This window comes from Nocardiopsis alba (assembly GCF_000710955.1).
Lineage (GTDB): Bacteria > Actinomycetota > Actinomycetes > Streptosporangiales > Streptosporangiaceae > Nocardiopsis > Nocardiopsis alba.
In genome coordinates, this window is record NZ_BAZE01000013.1 from 185103 (window position 1) to 205419 (window position 20317).

Sequence of the window (20317 nt, forward strand, 5' to 3'; positions counted from 1 at the left end):
TGAGGCGGGGCCGGCCGGGGCGAACGGCCGGCCCCGGCCCGGTCACCAGCTGGACTTGGTGATCCCGGGCAGCTCTCCCCGGTGGGCCATCTCCCGGAACCGGATGCGGGACAGGCCGAATTTCCTCAGATGTCCACGGGGCCTGCCGTCCACGGAGTCGCGGTTGCGCACCCGGGTGGCACTGGCGTCACGCGGTTGACGTCGCAGCTCGGCCAGGGCGGCCGCGCGTTCGTCCTCGCCGGTGCGCGGGTTCTTGATGAGGCGCTTGAGCTCGGCACGGCGTTCGGCGTAGCGGGCGACGACGGCCTTGCGCTGCTCGTTCCGGGCGATCTTGCTCTTCTTCGCCATCAGACCCTCTCTCCACGGGCGCGGATGTCGGCGACCACGCGTTCGATGCCCCGGGCGTCGATCACCTTCATGCCCTTGGCACTGACCCGGAGCCGGACGAAGCGTCGTTCGCTCGGCAGCCAGTAGCGTTTCCGCTGGACGTTGGGGTCGAAACGGCGTTTCGTGCGCCGGTGGGAGTGGGAGATCGCGTTGCCGAACGCGGGGGCCTTCCCGGTCACCTGGCAGATACGGGACACGGTTCTTCCTTTCAGGTCGATCGGTTCTGTTTCACGGAGGAGGGGTAGGGCAGCAGGGCCATCTCGCGGGCGTTCGCGATCGCCGCGGCGAGCAGCCTCTGCTGACGGGCCGTGACCCGGGTGACGCGCCGGGCCCGGATCTTGCCCTTGTCCGACAGGAACCGGCGGAGCAGGGCGACGTCCTTGTAGTCGACGTGGTCGGCCTCGCCCAAGGGGTTGGCGAGGGCTCGCCGGCGGGCGGGTTTCGCGGCGCGGCGTTCATCGGCGGACATGATCACCTCTCGGAGAACTCGGCGAAGGGGTCGTTGTGGAAGTCCTGGTCCGCTTCCTCGTCGGTGACCAGGCAGGAGTCCAGCAGGGAGAGCAGGGCGTCGGCGTCCATGCCGATCCCGGTGAAGGACAGGTGCTGGCGGCGATCGCCGACCGCCGGATCCCAGTCCACGAGGGCACGGGAGCGTCGTGTGGGCGAGACCAGGTCCATGGCGGCCTCGGGGAGCGAGGCCATCCAGGGGCCTCCGTTCTCCACCATGAGCAGGTCACGGTAGGAGTCCCACACGAGGAGGGAGTCGGACTGACTGGCCAGCCAGAACCTTCCTCGGCCGCGCAGGCTCATCGAGACGATCCGTTCCAGCGCGTCGGCGAACCGTTCGGGATGCATGGGTCGGCGCCTGGTCCAGGTCACCGATCCCACCCCGTGCTCCTCGGCGTGGTCCGTGTAGTGGGCCCAGGCCGGGTTGAGCCGGTCATGGGTGGAGGCCGGGTCGAAGCGCCGGTCGAGGAGGCTCCGCAGATCGGCCCCCGACCGGAGGAGCGTGGCCGCGGGGTTGAGCTGTCGGAGGAGGGAGCGTACGTGGTGTTCGTTCTCCGTACCGCGAAGTACGAGCGTGTTCGGGTACTCCAGTTGCCGATGGAGGACCTCGGCGACCGTGCGGGAGTCGTCCTGTGCGACGTCCAGTCCGCGGTCGGTCAGGTCGTCGTCACCACCGAGGTCCGAGGTCAGGCGGGCGGTGTCCACGACCGTGGCGACGGTGGTCAGGTGGAGCCTCTCCTGAACGGAGATCGCCTCGGCGATCGACCGGGGTTCCACTGCCTCCCAGGCCTCCACGACGCACAGGCCGTGTCGGCCGGTGTCCGCGGTGCTCAGGAGGAAGGGGACGAGGTCCTCGCGCAGGGTGCAGGAGGCACAGGCGTGGTCGAGGTCGACGGCCGCGATCTCGGTGGGGCCCGCGTGGTCGCGCACCACACGGTGCACGGCACCGTCACCGATGTCCCTCATGTCGTGGTGTACGGCGATGGACCCCGGCACGGCGGCCAGTAGTTCGTCCACGGCCCGGCGCCGCGCGGCCGCGTGCAGGCCGGCGACCAGTGCGATGCGCATCGGATGCTCCTTTCGAGGTGTCTTTTCCAAGTGTGGAAATGAAAATCGTTTTCATACTCTACACAGCCTTGAGCGCACCCGGTAGACCCGGGGTGGAGAAGAGAGGAACGACAGCGGCGGAAACATCCTCGATCACCGAGGGCTCGGCCGCCGGCCGGGGCACGAAGCGGACATGAAAAGGCCCGCCACGGAGGGCGGGCCATCGGGGGCGGGGCAGGGTTCGTCAGGGGTAGGAGGTGTCCTGGACACCCACCGGGGCGCCCATGGACTCCTGGAGCGATTCCAGGAGCTTCTCCAGGTCGCGTCCCTCGGGCTCTTCGAGGAACGCCGCCACGGCGGCGTAGACGTCCACCGTCGCCTCCGGACGATCGGTGTCGTACTCACCGATGAGGAAACGGCCGAAGGTGGACGACCCCGGGTCCTCGTCGAGCACCCACGCGCCACCGACGTCGCTGAACATGTACTCGGCGCAGTACGTGGTCAGGAACAGGTCGAAGGGTCGGTAGCCGATCATCTCGAACGGCTCCAGGTCGTCCATGGAGCAGATCGTGTGCATGTGCGTGAGACCGTGGCTCGGGTTCTCCAGGAGCGTCTCGGGCGGGTCCCAGCGGGACAGCTCGCCCAGACGGACGACCACCTCGCGGCTCAGGTCACGCCAGTCCGACAGGGACTCCCGACGCTCGTCCCAGGCACGGGCCGCCGTGTCCGAGTTCGAGGGGTCGGAGATCGGTTCCTCCGGGTCGAAGGGGTAGGGCATGAGGTTCCTTGTTCTCGATGAGGGTGGGGACACACCGGGACCCGGGGGAGAGGACGGCGCGGGAGCCCAGCCTAACGATCACCCCCGACGATCCGAGTCCTCATCCCGGACGCGGAACCCACCCCTGGGGACGACCGTTCTCCGCGGGCTTGACCTCGGCCTCGAACCCCTTGACCAACCCGGTCGCCCGTGCCACCGCGAGGGCCGCGGTCACGTCGAACTCGTCCTTCGCGCGGTTCACGTATTGCGAGTCCTGACGCGCGGCGAAGTCCAGAGCCGCCTCTAGAACCTCACGCCATTCCTCCTCGGTGCCGGAGCCCCGCTCGGCGAGCTCCAGAACCCGGGTCAGGATGAGGACCCCCTCCTCCCACTCGTTCGTGGACTCACGCAGGTCGAGGAAGTTCAGAACCCTCTCGACCGTCCTCTCCGTGGTGGACAGATGGGTCAAGAGAAGGTTCAGACCGTCGTTGTCGATGATGTCGGGGTAGTCGATACGGTCCCAGACGGCCCCGTCCCACCAGTAGGCGAACCCCTGCTCACGGCCGCTCTCCAGTTCGGCGAACCAGGTCCAGGGCAACCAGTCGGGGCCGACATAGGGGTCGTAGCCCTCGATGTCGACGTGCTCGTCGCACTCGTGGTCGGCACCGACGAGCACCCCGCGACCGTCGTCGAGACGGGCGAGCCGCCACTCGTTCCCTCCCGCGTCGTCGTGGTGCACGACCGCGTCGGCGTAGACGTGCTGACTCGCGCCGCCACCCGCCTCCAGGGAGGCCAACGCGGCGGCGCGGGCCCAGAGGAGATCGAACGGGGGCAGGTCCTCGGGGCGACCGGGGGTGTGGAACTCCATGACGAGCCTTCCGGGTAGGGGTGAATGGAGAAGCTACACCGGGGCCACGACGGTCCGAGCGTGGTCCGTTCCGGGCGGAGGAACACGGGGTGCTTCGCGTGATCGCTCGACGGGGCCACGGGAGGCCCCGTCCGGCCCTGGACGCCACGTCGTCGCCGGGCCGGTGGTCAACCGATGTCCCACAGCAGTACGGTGCCGTCATCGCTCGCGGTGGCCAGGGTGGCGCCGTCGGGGGAGAAGGCCACCGACCACACGGCGTCGGTGTGCTCCCCCTCGAGGACCGTGACGGGTTCACCGGTCTCGGCGTCCCAAAGACGTGCGGTACCGCTGGCGTCACCGGTGGCGAGGAGCATGCCGTCGGGGCTGAACGCCACCGTGTTCACGGGGCCGTCGTGTCCGTCGAGGACGATGCGGGGTTCGCCGGTCCCGGCGTTCCAGATCCGTGCGGTGCCGTCCTCGCTCGCCGTGGCGGCGAAGGCCCCCTCGGGGGAGAAGGCCACCGACCACACGGAACCGTCGTGTCCGTCGAAGGTGGTGCGGGGTTCGCCGGTTTCGATGTCCCAGATCCGTGCGGTGCCGTCCTTGCTCGCGGTGGCGAGATCGAACCCACCGGGGCCGAAGACCACCGAGTTCACGGTGTCGGTGTGCCCGCCGAAGGTGTCGACGAACTCACCGGTCCGTCCGTCCCAGAGACGGGTGGTGCGGTCGTCGCTGGCGGTGGCGACGGTGGAGCCGTCGGGACCGAACGCCACCGATCTCACGTAACCGGTGTGCCCGGGAAGGGGCGTGGGTTCTTCGGTCTCGACGTCCCAGAGCTGCGCCGTGCCGTCGCTGTGGACCGAGGCGACGGTGGCGTCGTCGGGAGAGAAGGCCACCGACCACACGTGACCGTCGAAGCTCTTGGGCATGGCGACGAGATCGCCGGTCTCGACGTCCCAGAGCCGCGCGGTGCCGTCGCTGCCGGCGGTGGCGACGGTGTCGCCGTCCGAGTCGAACACCACCGTGTTCACGTGATCGTCGTGTTCACCGATCGGGACCGGGCCCTCGACCTCGGCCTCCTCCGCCTGCGCCGGGTCCTCGGCGCCGCCGATATCGGCCCTCCACAACAGGAGGGCGGAGACGAGGGCGAGGGCGGTCACGGCCGCAGCGCCGATGTACAGGCCCTTCCTCGACCTCTTTCCGTTGGAGCCCGTACCCGCTGTGGACGGTGGTGTGCCGGTTCCCTCCAGGGACCCGGGGGACGAGATCTGTTCCCTGGTGTGATGCGGGAGGCCGCCCCGAGCGATCGTAGCGGCCGTCGACGGGGGAGGTGCCTGCCCGGAGCCGGTCGAGACCGAGAGCACGGAGGGGAACGCCGTGTTCTCCTCGGGTACCGCGAAGTGGGGCGAGGCTCCAGGGGTGTGGAGGTCGTCCGCCTCGAAGCGGGTGAGGATCAGCTCCGGGGTCGGGCGCCGGCCGGGGTCGTGGTCCCAGCAATCCCGGATCAGGTCGCGGACGTCCGGGTCGATCTCGCCCGGGTCCGGAGGGGGACCGAGGAGACGGCGCAGGGTCTCGGCCATGGTCCCGCCGGTGAAGGGGCCGGTGCCGGTGGCGGCGAAGGCCAGCACGCTGCCCAGGGAGAAGACGTCCGAGGCCGGGCCCACCCGTGAGCTCTCGGTCTGCTCGGGCGACATGTAGGGCAGGGTGCCGAACACGGTGCCGTGGGTGGTCATACTGTCGGCGTCCATGGGCCGGGCGACACCGAAGTCGATGATGCGGGGCCCGTCGGCGGCGAGGATGATGTTGGCCGGTTTGAGGTCGCGGTGGACCAGGCCGCACCGGTGGATCGCGTCCAGGCCCTCGGCGAGCCCGGTCGCCAGGATCCGGAGCGCCGGTGGATCCAAGGGACCGTGTTCGCGTACGGCCTGGACCAGGGTGAGCCCGGGGATGTGGGCGGTGGCGATCCAGGGCGGATCGGCTTCGTGATCGGCGTCCACGACCTGGGCGGTGTGGAAACCACCGACACGTCGCGCGGCCTCGGCCTCCCGGGCGAAGCGGGCACGGAAGCCGTCCTCGGAGGCGAGTTCGGGGCGGATGACCTTGATGACGAGCCCGCGGCCGGAGGCGGTGCGGGCGAGGTAGACCTGGCCCATGCCGCCGGAACCGAGGCGTGCGGTCAGCCGGTACCTGCCGACCTGCGGGGGGTCGGTGGGGAGCAGGGGGTCCACGGTGTCGGCCCTTTTCGTCGGAGTGGCGAGGGAGAGTCCGCCGGATCGTCGTCGTCCCGAAGGGAGAACGGGATCCGGCCCGCCGTCACCGGAGTGGATCCGGGGCGGGGCCGAAGGGTTCTCCGTTTCCGCCGTCCGTCGGCGGTTCGGAACCCTCAAGATAGGCGGTTTCGTCGGAAACATCCGCATCCGGACCGTGGGTCGACAGGGTGTCGAGTTCGGTGGAGCACACGTGGCCTCGGGACTCGGACCTTCGGGCCGGGAGGTCACCGACCGGTCCGCTCGGGGAGGCCCGCTCTCCTCTCGCGTGCCGCCACGCCTATCCCCAGAGCCGCGAGGACGATGACCAGGGTGAAGGTGACCGGCAAGGAGACGGCCTCGGCGGCGAGACCGATGAACGGCGGACCGGCCAGGTGGGCGATGTACCCGATGACGCTCACCTTCGCCGCCATGGAGGCCGCGCGGCCCGGATCGGAGCGGCCCGCACGCGAGATCGCCACGGGGAACAGCGGGCCGACCAGGAGACCGATGACGGCGACGGAGACGCTCATCGCGAGCGGAGTGTGGACGAGCATCCCGATCAGTACCGCCACGGGAAGGAGAAGGGCGGACGCCATGACGATCCGCTTCTCGGAGAAGCGCAGCAGCATCGCGTCTCCGCACGACCGTGAGACGAACATGGCGAGGCCGAAGGCGGTCAGGGCCAGTGCCCCCTGAGCGGGTCCGGCGCCGAGATCACGCGTGATCAGCAGCGCCGACCAATCCGTCACCAGCCCCTCGACCAACAGGCAGGAGACGGCGAGTACGGCGACGAGGACCGGTAGACGACGCCCCCTCCGTTCGCTCTTCTCCATCTCGACGGAAGGGTGATGTGTCCTGGGGGCGAACCGCAGGAGGACCGGGGCGGACAGCAGGGTCATCAGGACCAGTACCGCGGCCATGACCATGAAATGGGCGAAGACCGTTACGCCCATGTACGTGGCGATGGTCCCTCCTCCGACGCCGGTGAGCACCCCCAGGCTGTAACCACCGTGTAGACCGGAGAGTACGGGCCGCTCCGAAACCGCCTGGAGCGAGATGCCGGCGGTGTTCATCGCCACGTCGAGCGCGCCACTGGCCGCCCCGAGTACGAAGAGCACCGCCGTCAGCCGGGCCAGGTCTCCGGTCAGCGGTATGAGCGGCAGGGCCGCGCTGAAGACGATCGCGGAGACCACACAGATAGGGGTGTCCCTGAGGCGTTGGAGCAGCTTCGCGGTCAGGATCAGCGCCGGAACGGAACCGCCCGCGATCCCCAGAAGCGCGATTCCGAGCTCGGCGTCGGTCAGTCCGAGGGAATCCTTCACCTCGGGGATCCGTGGCGCCCAACTGGAGAGGATCGCGCCGTTGACGAAGAAGATCGTCCACAGGGCGAGGCGGGCGAGACCGAGCTCGCTGTAAGGCATGAGGCCCCTCGGGCCGCCCTACCGGTGGTGGTGTGCGTCGGCCCCGGACGGGACAGGAACGGCGCTTCGTCCGACCTCGGTATGAGGATCGCCCCCGGATCCCACAAGGGTCCGTCCACCCCCGCCATGTGGACGGAGAGTTCCCATTCGCGGTCGGGGCAATGGTGAATGAATCGCTTTTCCCTGGTCCGTGTCAACGCCTTTGAAACCCAGATGTTCGGCATGACGAGCACGATGGTCGAGAAACGCCCTCTATGCCGGGAGGACAGCGACGACGCTCTCGCCCCGGTGCACCGTCGCGGACGGCAGGATCGTCACGGTCGGCGGCCTCGCGGGACCCGAGGGCCTAGGTCCTCATGCGCGGGCCTTCGCTTGAGCGACCCAGCCCTCGAGGTTGGCGACGAGGTTCGCGTACGTGGCTTTCGTGTCGATACCTCCCCATCGGTCGACCCTCGTCGGATCGAACACCGGGATGTTGTCGGCGCCGAGCGCCTTGTCGAACGGGTTCGCGCCGGGGCGGTCGGCTCTGCCGAACGATGACAGACTGTGAACGCGGACCCCGACGAGCGGTTTCTTCGCCTGCCAGGCCTTCTCGATCTCGTAGATCACCCAGGGGCGGTCGGCTGTCTCCCGTCCGATGAGGACCACGACCGCCCGCTTGTAGCGCATCTGCTCATCGATCCAGTCGACGATGGCCTGCCGACCGCGTCGTTTCACTTCCTCCCAGTCCTGGGCGTTGAGTAGGGGCTGTCCCTCGAGCGCGTTGATGTTTCGCACGAGCTGAACACGGCTCACGTCACGTTCATAGTGGAAGGAATAGAACACGGTTTTGATCGCCACAATCGGCTCCTTATTCTCCTCGAGGCCGAGCGGGTCTCGACCTCGATCCGAGAATAAGGTCGGGCACCGACATTATGTTGATCCCGATATCTCGCGCAGACGATGTGGTGATGAGGTTCGGATCCGGATTCCCGTCATAGCCGCCGAGATCGTCGCATGGTCAGGGTATGCATACCGCCGGTCACGTGTTCGAGGCTCGGTTCAGAAGACGTTTCGTACTGCACGCGATGAAGAACCGGTTGTATGCCGGAGTCGCCTTCCAGTACTTACTCGAAGTGGGTGATAGCCGAACCGGCAGTGCCGGGTGCTCAGAGGGATGGTGAGATTGTCGGGGGTAGAAGCTGAAGAGCTGTTTTTCTTCGTGTCGGTCGGACACTCCGGCAGTGCCCGGCTCTTGCCGATGGTGGGATGCGGGTGACGATGCCTCGGGTGGTGTTCTTGGAGACGCCGGTGAGCCGATCCACTTCGACGTGGACCCCGGACTCCTCCCAGACCTCTCTGCGTACTCCCTCCTCCGGGGTCTCCGCGAGTTCCAGGACGAGACTGGGGAGTTCCCATCTTCCGTTGTCCGCGCGACGGATCGCCAGGAACCGACCGTCCTCGCGGACGACGGCCCCGGCGACGGATACAGAGTGCAGTGGCGTTGACGGCCTATCTCCGGTGCTGTTACCCATGCGCGCGAGCCTAGAAGGGGAGGACTGGCAAGGGAGGAGGCGAAAGAACCTTTCGGGGAGGGCGGGGCGCCGTTCCGCCCGTTCGGAGGACGCAGGGCCCCCACAACGCGACGAGGACCTCTTTCGAGGTCCTCGTGAACCCCGTTTGACCTGGGGATTCGTGGCGCACCCGGCAGGATTCGAACCTGCGGCCGTCGGATTAGAAGTCCGGCACCCTAGTACCGCCACATGCCACTTTGTGCCGTTGTGTCCCGCATCATCCGAATCCGGATGCCGTTTCGTGCCGCCCGCTGACGTCCCGGTCCAAAATTGCGGAGCACGAACGGAGCACACAGACCTGGAAGAGGTCGATGGTGGCTCGTGAGGTTCTGGCGCGAACACTGCTTCCAGGCCGGACGAGCCACTCTCGGTTGTTCTCTGCTCTGACTAGGACCAGAGTGGCGGATCGCCTGTGGAAGATCAGGGCCTGGAACTCGTGGTCGAGTCCGCTCACCCGGCCGGTGCCAGGCGTTTGCCATCGTGGCCGCGGACGTGGGGACCGTTCGGGTCCAGGGCATCGAGGAGCCGGATCGCGTAGACCTCGGACATACGCTCGGCCACTTCTTCGGGGGTGAGCCAGGCGACGGCGGTCGACTCGTCCGACGGGCGTGGGTCGCCACCGGAAGGTGCGCACCGGAAGACCAGGGCCACGATGCCCCGAGCGGTGTTCTTGTAGACGCCGGTGAGCCGGCCCACCTGGACGTGGACCCCGGTCTCCTCCCAGACCTCCCTGCGCACCCCCTCCTTCGGAGTCTCCGCGAGTTCCAGAACGCCACCGGGGAGCTCCCATCTTCCGTTGTCCGCGCGACGGATCGTCAGGAGTCGACCGTCCTCGCGGACGACGGCCCCGGCGACGGATACGGAGTGCAGTGGCGTTGACGGCCTATCTCCGGTGCTGTTACCCATGTACATGAGCTTAGGAGGCGTAGAAGGACTATGACGAGCGTTGCGGGGGCAAGGTCTGGGAAGCCCCGGTATCTCCAGATCGCGGACGACATCGAGGAGCAGATCAAAGGCGGACGTTTGGCACCCGCGGAAGAGGTGCCGAGTGAGACCGTTCTGATGGAACGCTACGGCGTCTCCTCGGGAACGGTGCGCAAGGCGATCGCCGAGTTGCGCGCCGCCGGTCTGGTGGAGACCTTCCAAGGCAAGGGCTCCTTCGTCAAGTCTCGGCCACCGGTCACCCGGAAGTCCTCTGACCGGTTCCGGCGCTCTCACCGTCGTGCCGGTAAAGCCGCCTACATCGCGGAGACCGAACAGGCCGGGGTGAAGCCCACCGTTCAGGTTCTCTCCATCGGGCCGGTGGCCGCTCCCCGTGAGATCGCCGAACGCCTGGGCGTGGCCGATGGAGACAAGATCCTCGCCCGTCGGCGCCTCTATTTCAGTGATGGCGTCCCTACTGAAGAGGCCACGTCGTATCTGCCCTGGCCAGTGGCTCGGGATATCCCCGAGCTGTTCGAGGAGAACCCTGGCGGAGGGGGTATCTATGCGAGGCTCGAAGAGCATGGTCATGAATTCGCCGAGTACGTCGAGACCGTGCGGGCCCGGTTGGCCACCAAACAGGAAGCGAGCGCTCTGGGGCTGAGTCCTGGTTCCGCGATTATTCATCTGACGCGTAACGCCGTGACCACCTCGGGGAAAGTGGTGGAGGTCTGCGACACGATCATGGCCGCGGACCAGTTCGTGCTCGACTACCGCATTCCGGCCTTGGACTGATCTATCGGGCGGCCGGGCGGGTCTGTTTCCTCTGCAGGGTTGACTCATGTACATGAGTGGGGCAACCTGAGTGTAGTGCTTATGTACATGAGTGCATGTGTATCTCTTATTTGCATGAGAGGAACCATGGCTTGTCAGCGTGAGTAGTGAGCTCGCGCTCGGCCAGAGGAACACGTCAACGACCCCCTTCGGAGCGTGCCCCGTGAACGCTGCTGCCCCTACGCCGGAACCGACCTTCGTGGGCGATGAGAGTTTCCGACCCCTGCCTGCCGAAGCGACATCGACAGATGATGACGGGACCAGAACGACCGGGGGTAACCCCCAGGGGGCGAATGAGTTCGGGCCGGTGCTGCCACGCCCCGCGGCCGATGATCCGGTCGGGCACGGTTACACCGCGTTTCAGGTAGTGCGGTCGGCCGTGTGGGCGGCGCGGGAGTGCCGGTGGGTGAACGGCATGGACATGGTCCGCCGTGCCGAGACCGCATGGGAGGCGATCGCCGAACACCTGCAACTGGTGCCCCTGAGACCGGAGGAGACCGAGCTGATAGCCGTCGGCTGGAAGGCGATGAAGGCCCAGCGCTACCAAGACCTCCAAGCTCACGGGTTGGGCGGTAGGGACAAGGCCTTGGTCTCTCGAGCCTTCTTGCGCTACTGGAGCAGTGCCTCAGCGCCAGCCCATTCCCACGAGGATCTGATCGTGGATCGTATCGCCCTGGCCCAGATCTGGCTCGCCCTCTCCCCGAAACACCGTCGAATCCTGACCGTGCTGGCTGAATGCGACGATCGCCGGGATGCCGAGCGGGCCATGAACATGGACACCACCACCTTCACACGGGTGTTGGGAAGTGCTCGGAAGGTGTTCTTCGCCCTGTGGCACGAGGGTGAGATCCCATCGAAGATGTGGGGTTACGACCGGATCGCGGAACGCCATCAGAACGTGATGTCCCTGGTGCGACTGCGAAAACGCAGAGCCCTCAAGCGCAAGGCCTCCGGAGTGGTTCCCCGCAAGGGGCGCCCTCCGGTCAAGGACCTGGGTGTTTCCAACAGCGAACTCCTGGCTCGATACGAGGCCGGGGAGACCTGTAAGAAGCTGGCGCAGGAGTTCAGTGTCAGCCGATCCCTCATCACGGACCGAGCGGACAAGGCTCGTTCGGCACGGGCTGCCGTGGCTCAGAAATCGGTCGCTGAGGAGACGAAGTGAGATCTGAGAGTGCCCGTTCCCGGAAGCAGTAGCGAAGGCCTCGGCCATCGACCACGGTCTAGGACCGTGACCTCCCGTGGTTCTCGAAGACCTCGAATGACGACGGCCGATCCCGGCGTCATGGATGGCCGGCCGCTCAGATCACTGCATCAAGAGGCTCTAAGAAAAGGAAACGCCCCGGCGTGGTGTTCGCAGCACCGCGCCGGGGCTGGAACCCCTACCTGAACACAGCAGAAGGAGATCATGGGAAAGCCTACCGGCAGGCACCGTAAATCCGTACGTGGTTGGGGCCAGAGGTTGCGGTGGTGGTTCGGCGTGATGCTGACGGCAGTGCTGTGCAGCCCCTTGAAAGCCCGGTACGAACGTGAACCTGCTCTGCACCAGGGTGTCTCTGGAGCGCAGGTCGCCGGCGTTTCCGAGAGGGGGCCGAAGGTATCCGTTGAGCGGGGGAGTTCCACAGCCCTCCCTCCCAGTCGCTCGGCTGCGGCTTCGGTCCGGATTCCCTCTCCCCGCGAGCCGCACCCTTCGGAGGTGGGGTGGTGCGTGGACGATGACGGTGTGCGCGGGGTACGCCCCTATCTGTTCCGTGCGCGGTCTGCATCCGCCCTGCGGTACGGGAAACCTTCAGAGGTGATCAGTGGAAGGCCCGAGAGTGAGTTCGGTGATCTGGCGTTCCTGGTGCGCACCTGGCTGAACATGCAGAACACGACCTGACCGCGAATGGTCGGTAGAAGCGGGGAAACGCACGGCCACCTTGGACTCTGACACCGTGCGGGTACTGCGGAAGTGGAAGAGGTTCCAAAACCAGGCCCGGCTCCAGGCCGGGCCGGAGTGGGCGGATTCGGGATTGGTGTTCACCCGCCAAGACGGGCAGGGATGGCACCCCTCGCACGTGAGTGACTGGTTCGCCCGCATCGCACGCGCAGCCGGGTTGCCGCCGATCACGTTGCATGGGCTCCGCCACGGGGCGGCCTCGATGGCCTTGGCCGCGGGAACGGATGTGAAGGTGGTCTCTGCTGAGTTGGGTCATTCCACCACCCACTTCACACAGGACACCTATCAGACGGTGTTTCCCGAGGTGGCCAAAGCGGCGGCCGAGGCCACCGCCGCCCTGCTGCGCGGCACCTCGGTACCGGTGAGTGGTTTGGTTCCGGTGCGGTAGCCGGTTCAGGGGAGCACACCAGGAGCAGCACGGCACCATCAGCCCCGGGCCGGGGCGCGGGTTCATCTGCCCTGGCCTGGGGTTTTCTCGTGTCCGGAGCCGGGTGACCATCAGATCAAAGGTCCGATCGATTATCGAGAACTTGCCCTGGTGTCTTCCTCTTTTGGTCGTTCTGTCGTCGGCCCGTTTGGCCAGATGCTTATAGCAAATGAGGATGCAGGCGGTGCCGATTATGGCCAGGAAAGTGGAGGGGTGTTACGGGGGTGGTGCAACCTGTTGGCCAGGGCATGTTCCTGCGGGTACCGGCACCGACAGCACGGTCGCTGTCGGCCCAGTGCCCCGGTGCCCTGCGATCGTACAGACAGCACTCGATGGCTCCCCGAAAACAGGTAGCGCCGGCGAGTGCGGTGAACTTTGCGCTCTCCTCCCCGGTGCGGCTGCGCGGGCCCAACAGCGTCTGAACCTGGTCGAACTCCTCCCGCCTGATGAGTGGCTCACGGACGGGACAGCCTGACTACGTCCAATCCTCGTTGCTATTCCAGCGCAGTTCGGTCTGGTGGCCGAGCTGAATGTCGTTGACGTCCAGCAGTACTTCGTCCCTGCGCGCCGCTTGCTCAGCTGCCGCGACGCCGAAGCCCCGTACCCGGAAGGTTTCGCCCACACGGGCGAAAACGGCCGTCAACCACGGCCTACCAGTGGCGGGACTGGGGGACTCTGCGTCCCAGCTCTCGTGGCGGTCGGTCACGAAACCTTGACGTGCTTTGTCCGAAGCATGGGCGTGAGACTGTTTCGTCCCGGTGCTGGGAGAGCAGGGGCCGGAGCAAGGGCGGAAAGCCCCACCAGGCCCGTCCCGCACCCATTCTTGGAGAAGATCATGAAGGCCCTTGTGTACAACGGATCCCGCGATGTCTCCGTCAAGGAGGTCCCTGACGCCCGGATCGAGCGTCCCACCGACGTGCTCGTGCGCATCACCGCCACCAACATCTGCGGTTCCGACCTGCACATGTACGAAGGACGCACCGACCTGGAGCCCGGCAAGGTGCTCGGGCACGAGAACCTCGGCGTGGTCGTCGAGGTCGGCGAGGGTGTCGAGCGCGTCAAGGTCGGCGACCACGTGTGTCTGCCGTTCAACATCGGCTGCGGGTTCTGTCGCAACTGCGAGACCGGCATGCCCTCCTACTGCCTGACGGCCAACCCCGACCCGGAGATGGCCGGGGCCGCCTACGGCTTCGCCGGGATGGGCCCCTACTCCGGCGGGCAGGCCGAGTACCTGCGCGTGCCGTTCGGGGACTTCAACTGCCTGCGGCTGCCCGAGGATGCGGAGGAGAAGGAGGACGACTACGTGATGGTCGCCGACATCTTCCCCACCGGCTGGCACGCCACCCGCCTGGCCGGGCTCAAGCCGGGGGAGTCCTGCGTCGTCTACGGCGCGGGTCCGGTCGGCCTGATGGCGGCCTACTCCGCGCTGCTCCAAGGGGCGTCCCAGGTGATGGTGGTCGACCGCCACCCCGACCGGCTGCGCCTCGTGGAGAGGATGGGGGCGATCGCCGTGGACGACTCCAAGGGCGACCCGGTCGAGCAGATCCTTAACCTCACCGACGGCCGCCGCGCGGACTGCGGCTGCGAGTGCGTCGGCTACCAGGCCCACGACCATCTCGGTGTCGAGCACCCCGAGATGACCATGAACAACCTGGTCAAGTCGGTGAAGTTCACCGGCGGCATCGGCGTCGTGGGCATCTTCCTGCCCTCCGACCCCGGAGCGTCGGACGAGATGGCCCGCAACGGTCGGCTCACCTTCGACATGGGGACGTTCTGGTTCCAGGGCCAGAAGATCGGTACCGGCCAGGCGCCGGTGAAGGCCTACAACCGGCAACTGCGGGACATGATCCACCGGGACCGCGCGAAGCCGTCCTTCATCGTGTCCCACGACCTGCCTCTGCAGCGGGCACCGGAGGCCTACGAGCACTTCGACAACCGCGAGGACGGCTGGACCAAGGTGGTGCTCAAGCCCGCGCTGGCGTGAGCTACGCCGCTGGTCGGCCAGTCGGCCACGCAACCTACACCACGCGGGCCCGGAGGAGCTCAGGTTCTAACGGTGGTCGCAACACCCTGACTTTCAGGACATTGCGACCACGGTGTCGTTTTCGAGGGAAGAACGGGATCGTCTGCGAGCACGGTTCCTGGAACTGATGGACCAGATCGGCAACGCCACCGAGGTAGCCCGGCTGCTCGAGATCAACCGGAACACCGCCTTGGGGTGGGCTCGTCAGGCCGGGCCGAGCGCACAACGCCGACAACGGCCGTACCCAGCGCGCCAGGAGTACGAACGCCTGCGCACACGTGCCCCGACAGACCGCGCGAGAAGTCGGGGTGAACGAGCGCACCGCACGGGACTGGGACCACAGGGTACGCAAGTCCGGTAACAGCTGGCTCTACACCGACGGGCGTAGCGTGGACTCCCCACCGGGTAGACGACCACCAAGTCCCTGACCAGCCCTCCGCCAACCCTAGCCGCGCTCGAAGCGCAGGTGTACCCGCGTTTTCTGACTCTGACCGACCGGGAACGGATCGCGGATCTGCACCACCAAGGCCAGAGCCTGCGAGCGATCGGGCGCCAACTGGGGCGCCCTGCCTCGACCATCAAACAGACGCTCGGCGCTGCCAATACCGCGGAAAAGCAGTCCAGAAATCATGACAAACCGGAAACCCAATCGGAGTGCCGGGCGAGACACTGTGGGCACACCCGAAGGGCCATCTGGCGAACCGGGCGTTCCGGAGCTCGGAGGAGCTGGAGCGGGTGCTGCGGTCCCATCTGTGCTCGGTCCAGTGACAGCCCGGTTTGTTGCGCGGTTTCATCCGATCGGTCCGGTTGGATCCGTGCCCTATTCCGTCAAGCGCCTAATCAAATATCAGTAAAATCGAAGTGTAGCCCCTTGAGGAGACGGGTACATTTTTCACTCTTCCCATATAAGATTTCAGTAGGGGATCCGCTGCCGTTTATGGGGCAATGAGGTCTGTGCTTGCAAGGTTCAAGGTCTGTGTTTTTCTTCAGGGCTTGTGTGTCAGCTTTCCTGGCTGGGTCTCACTCAATAAGAGAGGCAGAATTTTGCCGGACGCAGAACGTCAGAAGGGCCAGAACGAGAACCGCCTTACGGTCGGCGTGATCGCTGATCCCGTCGCCATGCCAGCTTTGATCGGGGAGCAGCTCGCTCAGGACCTTCCACAGTTGTTGACTCAACAAGTCGACTCAGAACAAACCTGGGCCGCCCAGGTGCACTGGGAACGCCTCCCGCCCAGCGATAGCCGCCACACGGCGATGATGGAGCTCGCCGAGACCAAGTTGGCCGAGCACGGCTGGGACATGGTCGTATGCGTGACCGACCTGCCCATGCGCAGCGGCAAGCGAGCGATCATGGGTGACATGAACAGCCAGCGGCGCGTAGTCGTGGTCTCGTTACCGGCCTTCGGGGTCATGGCGCTGCGGCGCAGGGTCGGTGCGGTAGTGGCTCAGCTCGTCGCTGATATGCACAGACCCGTGGCTCCCCAAGAGGGGACCGCACCACACGCACGAAACCGCATCCCCCTACTAGCGGCGCGTTTTCGGCGTCACACCCCCGACCAGGCCGGAGTCGATGCCCGGATCTCCTCCAGGTGGGGGAATCTGCGTTTGTTGTTGGGGATGGTACGAGCCAACCGGCCCTGGCGCCTGACCTGGAGCTTAACCAGCCCGCTGGTCGGTGCCTTTGCCTTCAGCGCATTCTATTTGCTCAACGCCACAGTTTGGGAGATCGCGACCACTTTGTCAGCCTGGCGCCTGGCTCTTGCGGTAATGGGAGCGCTGTCGGTGATGACTGGATGGCTCATTGTTTACCACAACTTGTGGGAACCGGTGAGGGCGCGCCCCCGCGACGAGCGCCAACAGGCGGTGCTGTTCAACGCGACGACGGTACTGACCTTGGGCCTCGGAATAGCTTTTTTGTATGTGGGCCTGTATCTGGTCAACTTGACAGCGGCGCTGGTATTGCTCTCGCCAGGGGTTCTGGATTCGTACATCGCTGGCCAAGCGAGCGCGGGCACCTATGTGCTGATCCCTGTGCTGGTGACGGCGGCGGCCACGGTGGCGGGTGCGATCGGGTCCGGTTTCGAGAGCGAGGAGTCGGTGCGCAACGCCGCCTTCAGCCGGCGCGAACGGGAGCGGCGCGAGGCTTTCCGAGAAAGGCACGAACAGCGCCAAGGATCTCTACAAGAACGCGGAGAGGCTTCCTGAGCTTGAGAACACGTTCCTCACGTCGACGGGGGTCGTGCGTGGCCGGGTAGACAGGCCCGGACGGGTGCGTAGTTGATGAGCTGGTCGGTCCCAACACCACGGCATGAACACGACACGAAGTGAATCTCCCCGGTTGTGTTGGACACTCCGATGGGCGTCTGAGAGGGCTCGTCCGGCCCCCGGTTGCCCCCCGCGCAGGGTAGGGGTTCAGAGGCGGCCGCGGGGTGTTGAAGGGCGTGCGAGGGCACATCGACGGCGGGCCCGCACGGTCACGGGATGGCGAAGTGCTCCGGGAGATCGACACCCACCTGTACTCACCTTGTACTGGGGAGCACACGAGGAGCACACATGACCCAAAAACGCCGCGAGGACCTCTTCCGAGATCCTCGCTTACCCCGTCTGACCTGGGGTTTTGTGGCGCACCCGGCAGGATTCGAACCTGCGACCGTCGGATTAGAAGTCCGATTTTTTCGTGCCTGTACGTGCCACGGGGTGCCGTTTCGTCCCATTCCATCCGAACACTGCTGTCGTTTCGTGTCAAGGGGTGCCACCCTTTGACACCCCGGTTCAGAACTGCGGAGTACAAACGGAGCACACAGCGCTGGCGGGTGGCGTCCGATGGGGTCTCGCAAGGTCCTTGCATATCCGGAGCCACCTTGGTCTGCTGGTGAGACAGTCAGGTCCACCCATGCTCGTTGGAGGCTGGTGCAGTGTCGTTCACACCGCTGTTCTCCACCTACCGTCAAGGTGAGAACCGGGTCACTTCATCGATGCTGGCGGTCTTTGAACGGCTCGGTCTGTCCCTGGTCGAGGAGATCCTGGCCAAGGCCTCGGGCGAGGCCACCCTGGAGACGGTCACCTTCACCAACCAGCCCAAGGCCGGCAAGGGATCGGTCCCCGACGCGCGGATCTCCGGGGACTTCACCTATCTGTTCGAGGTCAAAACCGACCGCGGCACAGTCGATACGCAGCAGCTCCGTGGCCACCTGGAGAACCTGGAAGAAGGGCCGGGACGGTATCTGTTCGTGCTCACCCCCGACCCTGAACGGCCTGCCGCCGTGGAGGTTATGCAGGACCGGCGCGTGGTGTGGTTCAACTTCGCCGCCTTGGACGACGCCATCACCGCCGTAGTGGACGATGCCTTCCTCGCCCCCTCTGAACGCGACCAGTTTCTGCTGCGCGAGCTGCGGGCGCTGTTCGACAACGACGGCCTGCTCACCTCTGATGAGGTGGTGGTCGTGGCCGCTAGCCAGGCTTATCCCGAGTACCTAGAGTCGGCGGCCTACATCTGTCAGCCCGGCCGGGCCTTCCGGGAAGGGTTGACCCACATGGGCTTCTACGCCCAGCAGGCCATCCAACCGCACTTGGCCCGCATCCTGACCTGTGAGAGTCACGTGCCCTTCACCTACGAGGAGGCGCTAAGAAGGGAGAGCAACGGTGGGCGGGACGCCCGAATCGCAGACCTGATCCGCTCCTCGTTGGAGACCGGGGCCCGTGAGGAGCGGCAGGAGTACATGGTGTTCCTGCTCTCCGAACCAGAGGATCCCGAGACCGTGGTGTTGGAGGCTCCGTTGGTCAACGACACGGTGGCCGCCTCCGGTCGCCCGTGGGCGTGGACGATGGGCCAGCGGTATGTGTCCCTGGCCGTGCTACGCAGACCCGGGGTGCGCACCACCAGCGACCTGGAAACCCCCTGACTGTTCGTGCCAACTAGGCTTGTGACCGTCGGTTGGGTGGTGTGTGGCACCGGTTGCGAACAGACTGAAGCCATGGACCTCCGACGTGACATGCACCGTGACATCTGCGAACAAACCTTTGACGTGATGACGTCAGTGCTCTCGAAGTTGCGCACATTTCCAGCCGAGGATAATTACTGGTTGCGCGACTTTCCTCGAGGCTCATGCTCGGTGGCATCCTGGGCCGTCGGTTCGATTCTCCGAGAACTCGGGTTCGGCGACTGGACTCTGATCTCAGGAGCAGCCGATCAGATGGAAGATGCTCAGGGTTGGTCACCGACCCACGTCTGGCTAGAACTGCGCGAGGATGGCAGGACTCTCTTCTCCCTGGACGCGACGGCCGACCAGTTCCCGCAGTGGGAGAGCGAGCCGTTCGTGGTCGAGGGTGAGTCGCCGCTCGGACAGCACTTTTTCTTGAGTCGGCAAGAGACTTTGGTCAGCCAACCCTGGGAGCGGATGCGCGACCCACTCCACACGCTGCCGCTGGAACATGTGCGTCGTTCCCTGCTGGCCGACGGTGGGGAACACTCGGCGTAACGCCATCCCATCGAGTGCGCTACTGTTGCGCTTGAAAAAACGGAGGAGTTCCGACTCCGAATAATGAAAAGGTTCAGAGCCTGGCCTTTTGTCCGCTCTTGTCAATCGTGCTATTAGTCGTCTGGCAATTCCGAGGGGAATCTTTTGATTTGAGGTCGTGTTCCTGTCAGCGATCCAGGCGGAATCTGATTCGCGCCCATCTAGTCTTGGTGTGGCAGAGCAACGCGTGAAAGAAAGCCACGACGCGATCGCCCCGGAGTTAGCACACGTGGTCGCCTCGGAGCGTGCAGGTCGAATCATCCAGGGTGAAACCGCACTCAGGTAGATTCCTGGCGACCCTTTTCATGAGGACCCCAGGAGAGGCTAAGAGCTCATCTCAAAAGCCCTGCGAGACGACTCTGAACCTGCCATGATCACGGACTGTGAGTGATGTGTTGCCCGATGGGCTCTGGGAGATCGTCCAGCCGCTACTGCCCTCGCCGCCGAAGACCGGCCGCCCCCGCGCTGACCAGAGAGCAGTGCTGACCACCGTGCTGTTCGTCCAGGCCTCGGGCTGTTCCTGGGAAAAGGCCGACGGCCTGTTCGGCATCACCCGCGCCACCGCCCACCGCTGGTTCCAGACCTGGACCGCGACAGGCCTGTGGCCCACGATCCACCGCGCGGTTCTGGACGAGCTGGGCAGAAGGGCCCTGCTGGACTGGTCCCGCGCCACCGTCGACTCCCAGTCGATCCGCGCCAAGAGAGGGGGAGAAGACAGGGCCAAACCCCACCGACCGGGGTAAACCCGGTTCCAAGCTCCATCTGCTGTGCGACAACCAAGGGCTGCCGCTGACCTGCGCGATCTCCGCGGCCAACGTCAACGACGGCGAAGCGCTCAAACCCCTGGTGCGAGGCATCCCCGCGGTGCGCTCACGCCGAGGACCCCGCAGG

At 65.9% G+C, this 20317-nt stretch carries 20 protein-coding genes, 2 tRNA genes and 2 pseudogenes; 11 read left to right on the forward strand and 13 right to left on the reverse strand.

Features of this window, described 5'->3' with window-relative positions:
* Positions 1-42 precede the first annotated feature (42 nt).
* The 12 genes from rpsN to TR33_RS22090 all read right to left on the reverse strand — a co-directional run bounded on the left by rpsN (position 43) and on the right by TR33_RS22090 (position 9680).
* The gene (gene rpsN, locus TR33_RS22045; protein WP_017533729.1) at positions 43-348 is read right to left on the reverse strand and encodes a 30S ribosomal protein S14; all 306 of its coding nucleotides are present in this window, start codon (positions 346-348) and stop codon (positions 43-45) included.
* Entirely contained in the window at positions 348-584 is a 237-nt protein-coding gene (gene rpmB, locus TR33_RS22050; protein ID WP_014909195.1) for a 50S ribosomal protein L28, read from the reverse strand. The genes rpsN and rpmB overlap by 1 nt, the downstream gene beginning before the upstream one ends.
* Positions 585-595: 11 nt before the next feature.
* Positions 596-856 carry a 30S ribosomal protein S18 gene (gene rpsR, locus TR33_RS22055; protein WP_026124852.1) on the reverse strand — a complete coding sequence of 87 codons (261 nt, stop codon included), beginning with the start codon at positions 854-856 and terminating at the stop codon, positions 596-598.
* 2 nt (positions 857-858) lie between these two features.
* Entirely contained in the window at positions 859-1962 is a 1104-nt protein-coding gene (locus TR33_RS22060) for a CobW family GTP-binding protein (protein WP_042285180.1), read from the reverse strand.
* Positions 1963-2185: 223 nt separating this feature from the next.
* On the reverse strand, positions 2186-2719 hold the full coding sequence (locus TR33_RS22065) for a hypothetical protein (protein ID WP_042285183.1): 534 nt from the start codon (positions 2717-2719) through the stop codon (positions 2186-2188).
* A 100-nt stretch (positions 2720-2819) separates the two neighbouring features.
* The gene (locus TR33_RS22070) at positions 2820-3566 is read right to left on the reverse strand and encodes a hypothetical protein (RefSeq protein ID WP_017533733.1); all 747 of its coding nucleotides are present in this window, start codon (positions 3564-3566) and stop codon (positions 2820-2822) included.
* Positions 3567-3733: 167 nt separating this feature from the next.
* Positions 3734-5773 carry a WD40 repeat domain-containing serine/threonine protein kinase gene (locus tag TR33_RS22075; protein ID WP_042285186.1) on the reverse strand — a complete coding sequence of 680 codons (2040 nt, stop codon included), beginning with the start codon at positions 5771-5773 and terminating at the stop codon, positions 3734-3736.
* 266 nt (positions 5774-6039) lie between these two features.
* Positions 6040-7215, reverse strand: coding sequence for an MFS transporter (locus TR33_RS26190; protein ID WP_084570306.1), 1176 nt, complete (start codon positions 7213-7215; stop codon positions 6040-6042).
* A gap of 354 nt (positions 7216-7569) precedes the next feature.
* Complete coding sequence (locus TR33_RS22085) at positions 7570-8055, reverse strand: TIR domain-containing protein (protein ID WP_017533737.1); 486 nt, start codon at positions 8053-8055, stop codon at positions 7570-7572.
* A 308-nt stretch (positions 8056-8363) separates the two neighbouring features.
* Positions 8364-8729, reverse strand: coding sequence for an NUDIX hydrolase (locus tag TR33_RS26195; RefSeq protein WP_017533738.1), 366 nt, complete (start codon positions 8727-8729; stop codon positions 8364-8366).
* Between the two features lie 161 nt (positions 8730-8890).
* Positions 8891-8961, reverse strand: a tRNA-Arg gene (locus tag TR33_RS26755).
* Between the two features lie 257 nt (positions 8962-9218).
* A complete protein-coding gene (locus tag TR33_RS22090) occupies positions 9219-9680 on the reverse strand; it encodes an NUDIX hydrolase (RefSeq protein WP_017533739.1) in 462 nt (153 codons plus the stop codon).
* 24 nt (positions 9681-9704) lie between these two features.
* Here TR33_RS22090 and TR33_RS22095 point away from each other — a divergent pair, with 24 nt between their 5' ends.
* From TR33_RS22095 to TR33_RS22120, 7 genes and pseudogenes are all read left to right on the forward strand, one after another.
* Complete coding sequence (locus tag TR33_RS22095) at positions 9705-10484, forward strand: GntR family transcriptional regulator (protein ID WP_042285189.1); 780 nt, start codon at positions 9705-9707, stop codon at positions 10482-10484.
* 454 nt (positions 10485-10938) lie between these two features.
* A complete protein-coding gene (locus TR33_RS22100) occupies positions 10939-11685 on the forward strand; it encodes a hypothetical protein (RefSeq protein WP_234305925.1) in 747 nt (248 codons plus the stop codon).
* Between the two features lie 543 nt (positions 11686-12228).
* Positions 12229-12399, forward strand: a complete 171-nt coding sequence (locus TR33_RS26985) for a hypothetical protein (protein ID WP_169336168.1) — start codon at positions 12229-12231, stop codon at positions 12397-12399.
* A gap of 16 nt (positions 12400-12415) precedes the next feature.
* Positions 12416-12847: pseudogene (locus TR33_RS22105) on the forward strand (tyrosine-type recombinase/integrase); the annotation flags it as partial.
* 874 nt (positions 12848-13721) lie between these two features.
* Entirely contained in the window at positions 13722-14870 is a 1149-nt protein-coding gene (locus TR33_RS22115; protein WP_020379938.1) for a glutathione-independent formaldehyde dehydrogenase, read from the forward strand.
* A 505-nt stretch (positions 14871-15375) separates the two neighbouring features.
* On the forward strand, positions 15376-15858 hold the full coding sequence (locus TR33_RS27520) for a helix-turn-helix domain-containing protein (protein ID WP_193789595.1): 483 nt from the start codon (positions 15376-15378) through the stop codon (positions 15856-15858).
* A 95-nt stretch (positions 15859-15953) separates the two neighbouring features.
* Positions 15954-17114, forward strand: coding sequence for a hypothetical protein (locus TR33_RS22120; protein WP_017533745.1), 1161 nt, complete (start codon positions 15954-15956; stop codon positions 17112-17114).
* 415 nt (positions 17115-17529) lie between these two features.
* Here the strand turns inward: TR33_RS22120 and TR33_RS22125 are convergent.
* Positions 17530-17610 (reverse strand) — tRNA-OTHER (locus TR33_RS22125).
* A 214-nt stretch (positions 17611-17824) separates the two neighbouring features.
* Here TR33_RS22125 and TR33_RS22130 point away from each other — a divergent pair.
* The 4 genes and pseudogenes from TR33_RS22130 to TR33_RS27525 all read left to right on the forward strand — a co-directional run.
* The gene (locus TR33_RS22130) at positions 17825-18811 is read left to right on the forward strand and encodes a hypothetical protein (protein ID WP_042285195.1); all 987 of its coding nucleotides are present in this window, start codon (positions 17825-17827) and stop codon (positions 18809-18811) included.
* 72 nt (positions 18812-18883) lie between these two features.
* Positions 18884-19387 (forward strand): hypothetical protein, encoded by a 504-nt coding sequence (locus TR33_RS26760; protein ID WP_159068815.1) that lies wholly within the window; start codon positions 18884-18886, stop codon positions 19385-19387.
* Positions 19388-19809: 422 nt separating this feature from the next.
* Positions 19810-20169 (forward strand): transposase, encoded by a 360-nt coding sequence (locus TR33_RS22140; RefSeq protein WP_234305833.1) that lies wholly within the window; start codon positions 19810-19812, stop codon positions 20167-20169.
* Positions 20170-20188: 19 nt separating this feature from the next.
* Positions 20189-20317 (forward strand): annotated as a pseudogene (locus TR33_RS27525) (IS5/IS1182 family transposase); the annotation flags it as partial.

Coding starts and splice junctions, on each gene's coding strand:
- TR33_RS22060 (WP_042285180.1), bottom strand. CDS start 1,962: ATGCGCATCGCACTGGTCGCCGGCCTGCACGCGGCCGCGCGGCGCCGG.
- TR33_RS22115 (WP_020379938.1), top strand. CDS start 13,722: ATGAAGGCCCTTGTGTACAACGGATCCCGCGATGTCTCCGTCAAGGAG.
- rpsN (WP_017533729.1), bottom strand. CDS start 348: ATGGCGAAGAAGAGCAAGATCGCCCGGAACGAGCAGCGCAAGGCCGTC.
- TR33_RS26190 (WP_084570306.1), bottom strand. CDS start 7,215: ATGCCTTACAGCGAGCTCGGTCTCGCCCGCCTCGCCCTGTGGACGATC.
- TR33_RS22100 (WP_234305925.1), top strand. CDS start 10,939: ATGGACATGGTCCGCCGTGCCGAGACCGCATGGGAGGCGATCGCCGAA.
- TR33_RS22065 (WP_042285183.1), bottom strand. CDS start 2,719: ATGCCCTACCCCTTCGACCCGGAGGAACCGATCTCCGACCCCTCGAAC.
- TR33_RS22070 (WP_017533733.1), bottom strand. CDS start 3,566: ATGGAGTTCCACACCCCCGGTCGCCCCGAGGACCTGCCCCCGTTCGAT.
- rpsR (WP_026124852.1), bottom strand. CDS start 856: ATGTCCGCCGATGAACGCCGCGCCGCGAAACCCGCCCGCCGGCGAGCC.
- TR33_RS22095 (WP_042285189.1), top strand. CDS start 9,705: ATGACGAGCGTTGCGGGGGCAAGGTCTGGGAAGCCCCGGTATCTCCAG.
- TR33_RS22090 (WP_017533739.1), bottom strand. CDS start 9,680: ATGTACATGGGTAACAGCACCGGAGATAGGCCGTCAACGCCACTGCAC.
- TR33_RS26195 (WP_017533738.1), bottom strand. CDS start 8,729: ATGGGTAACAGCACCGGAGATAGGCCGTCAACGCCACTGCACTCTGTA.
- TR33_RS26760 (WP_159068815.1), top strand. CDS start 18,884: ATGGACCTCCGACGTGACATGCACCGTGACATCTGCGAACAAACCTTT.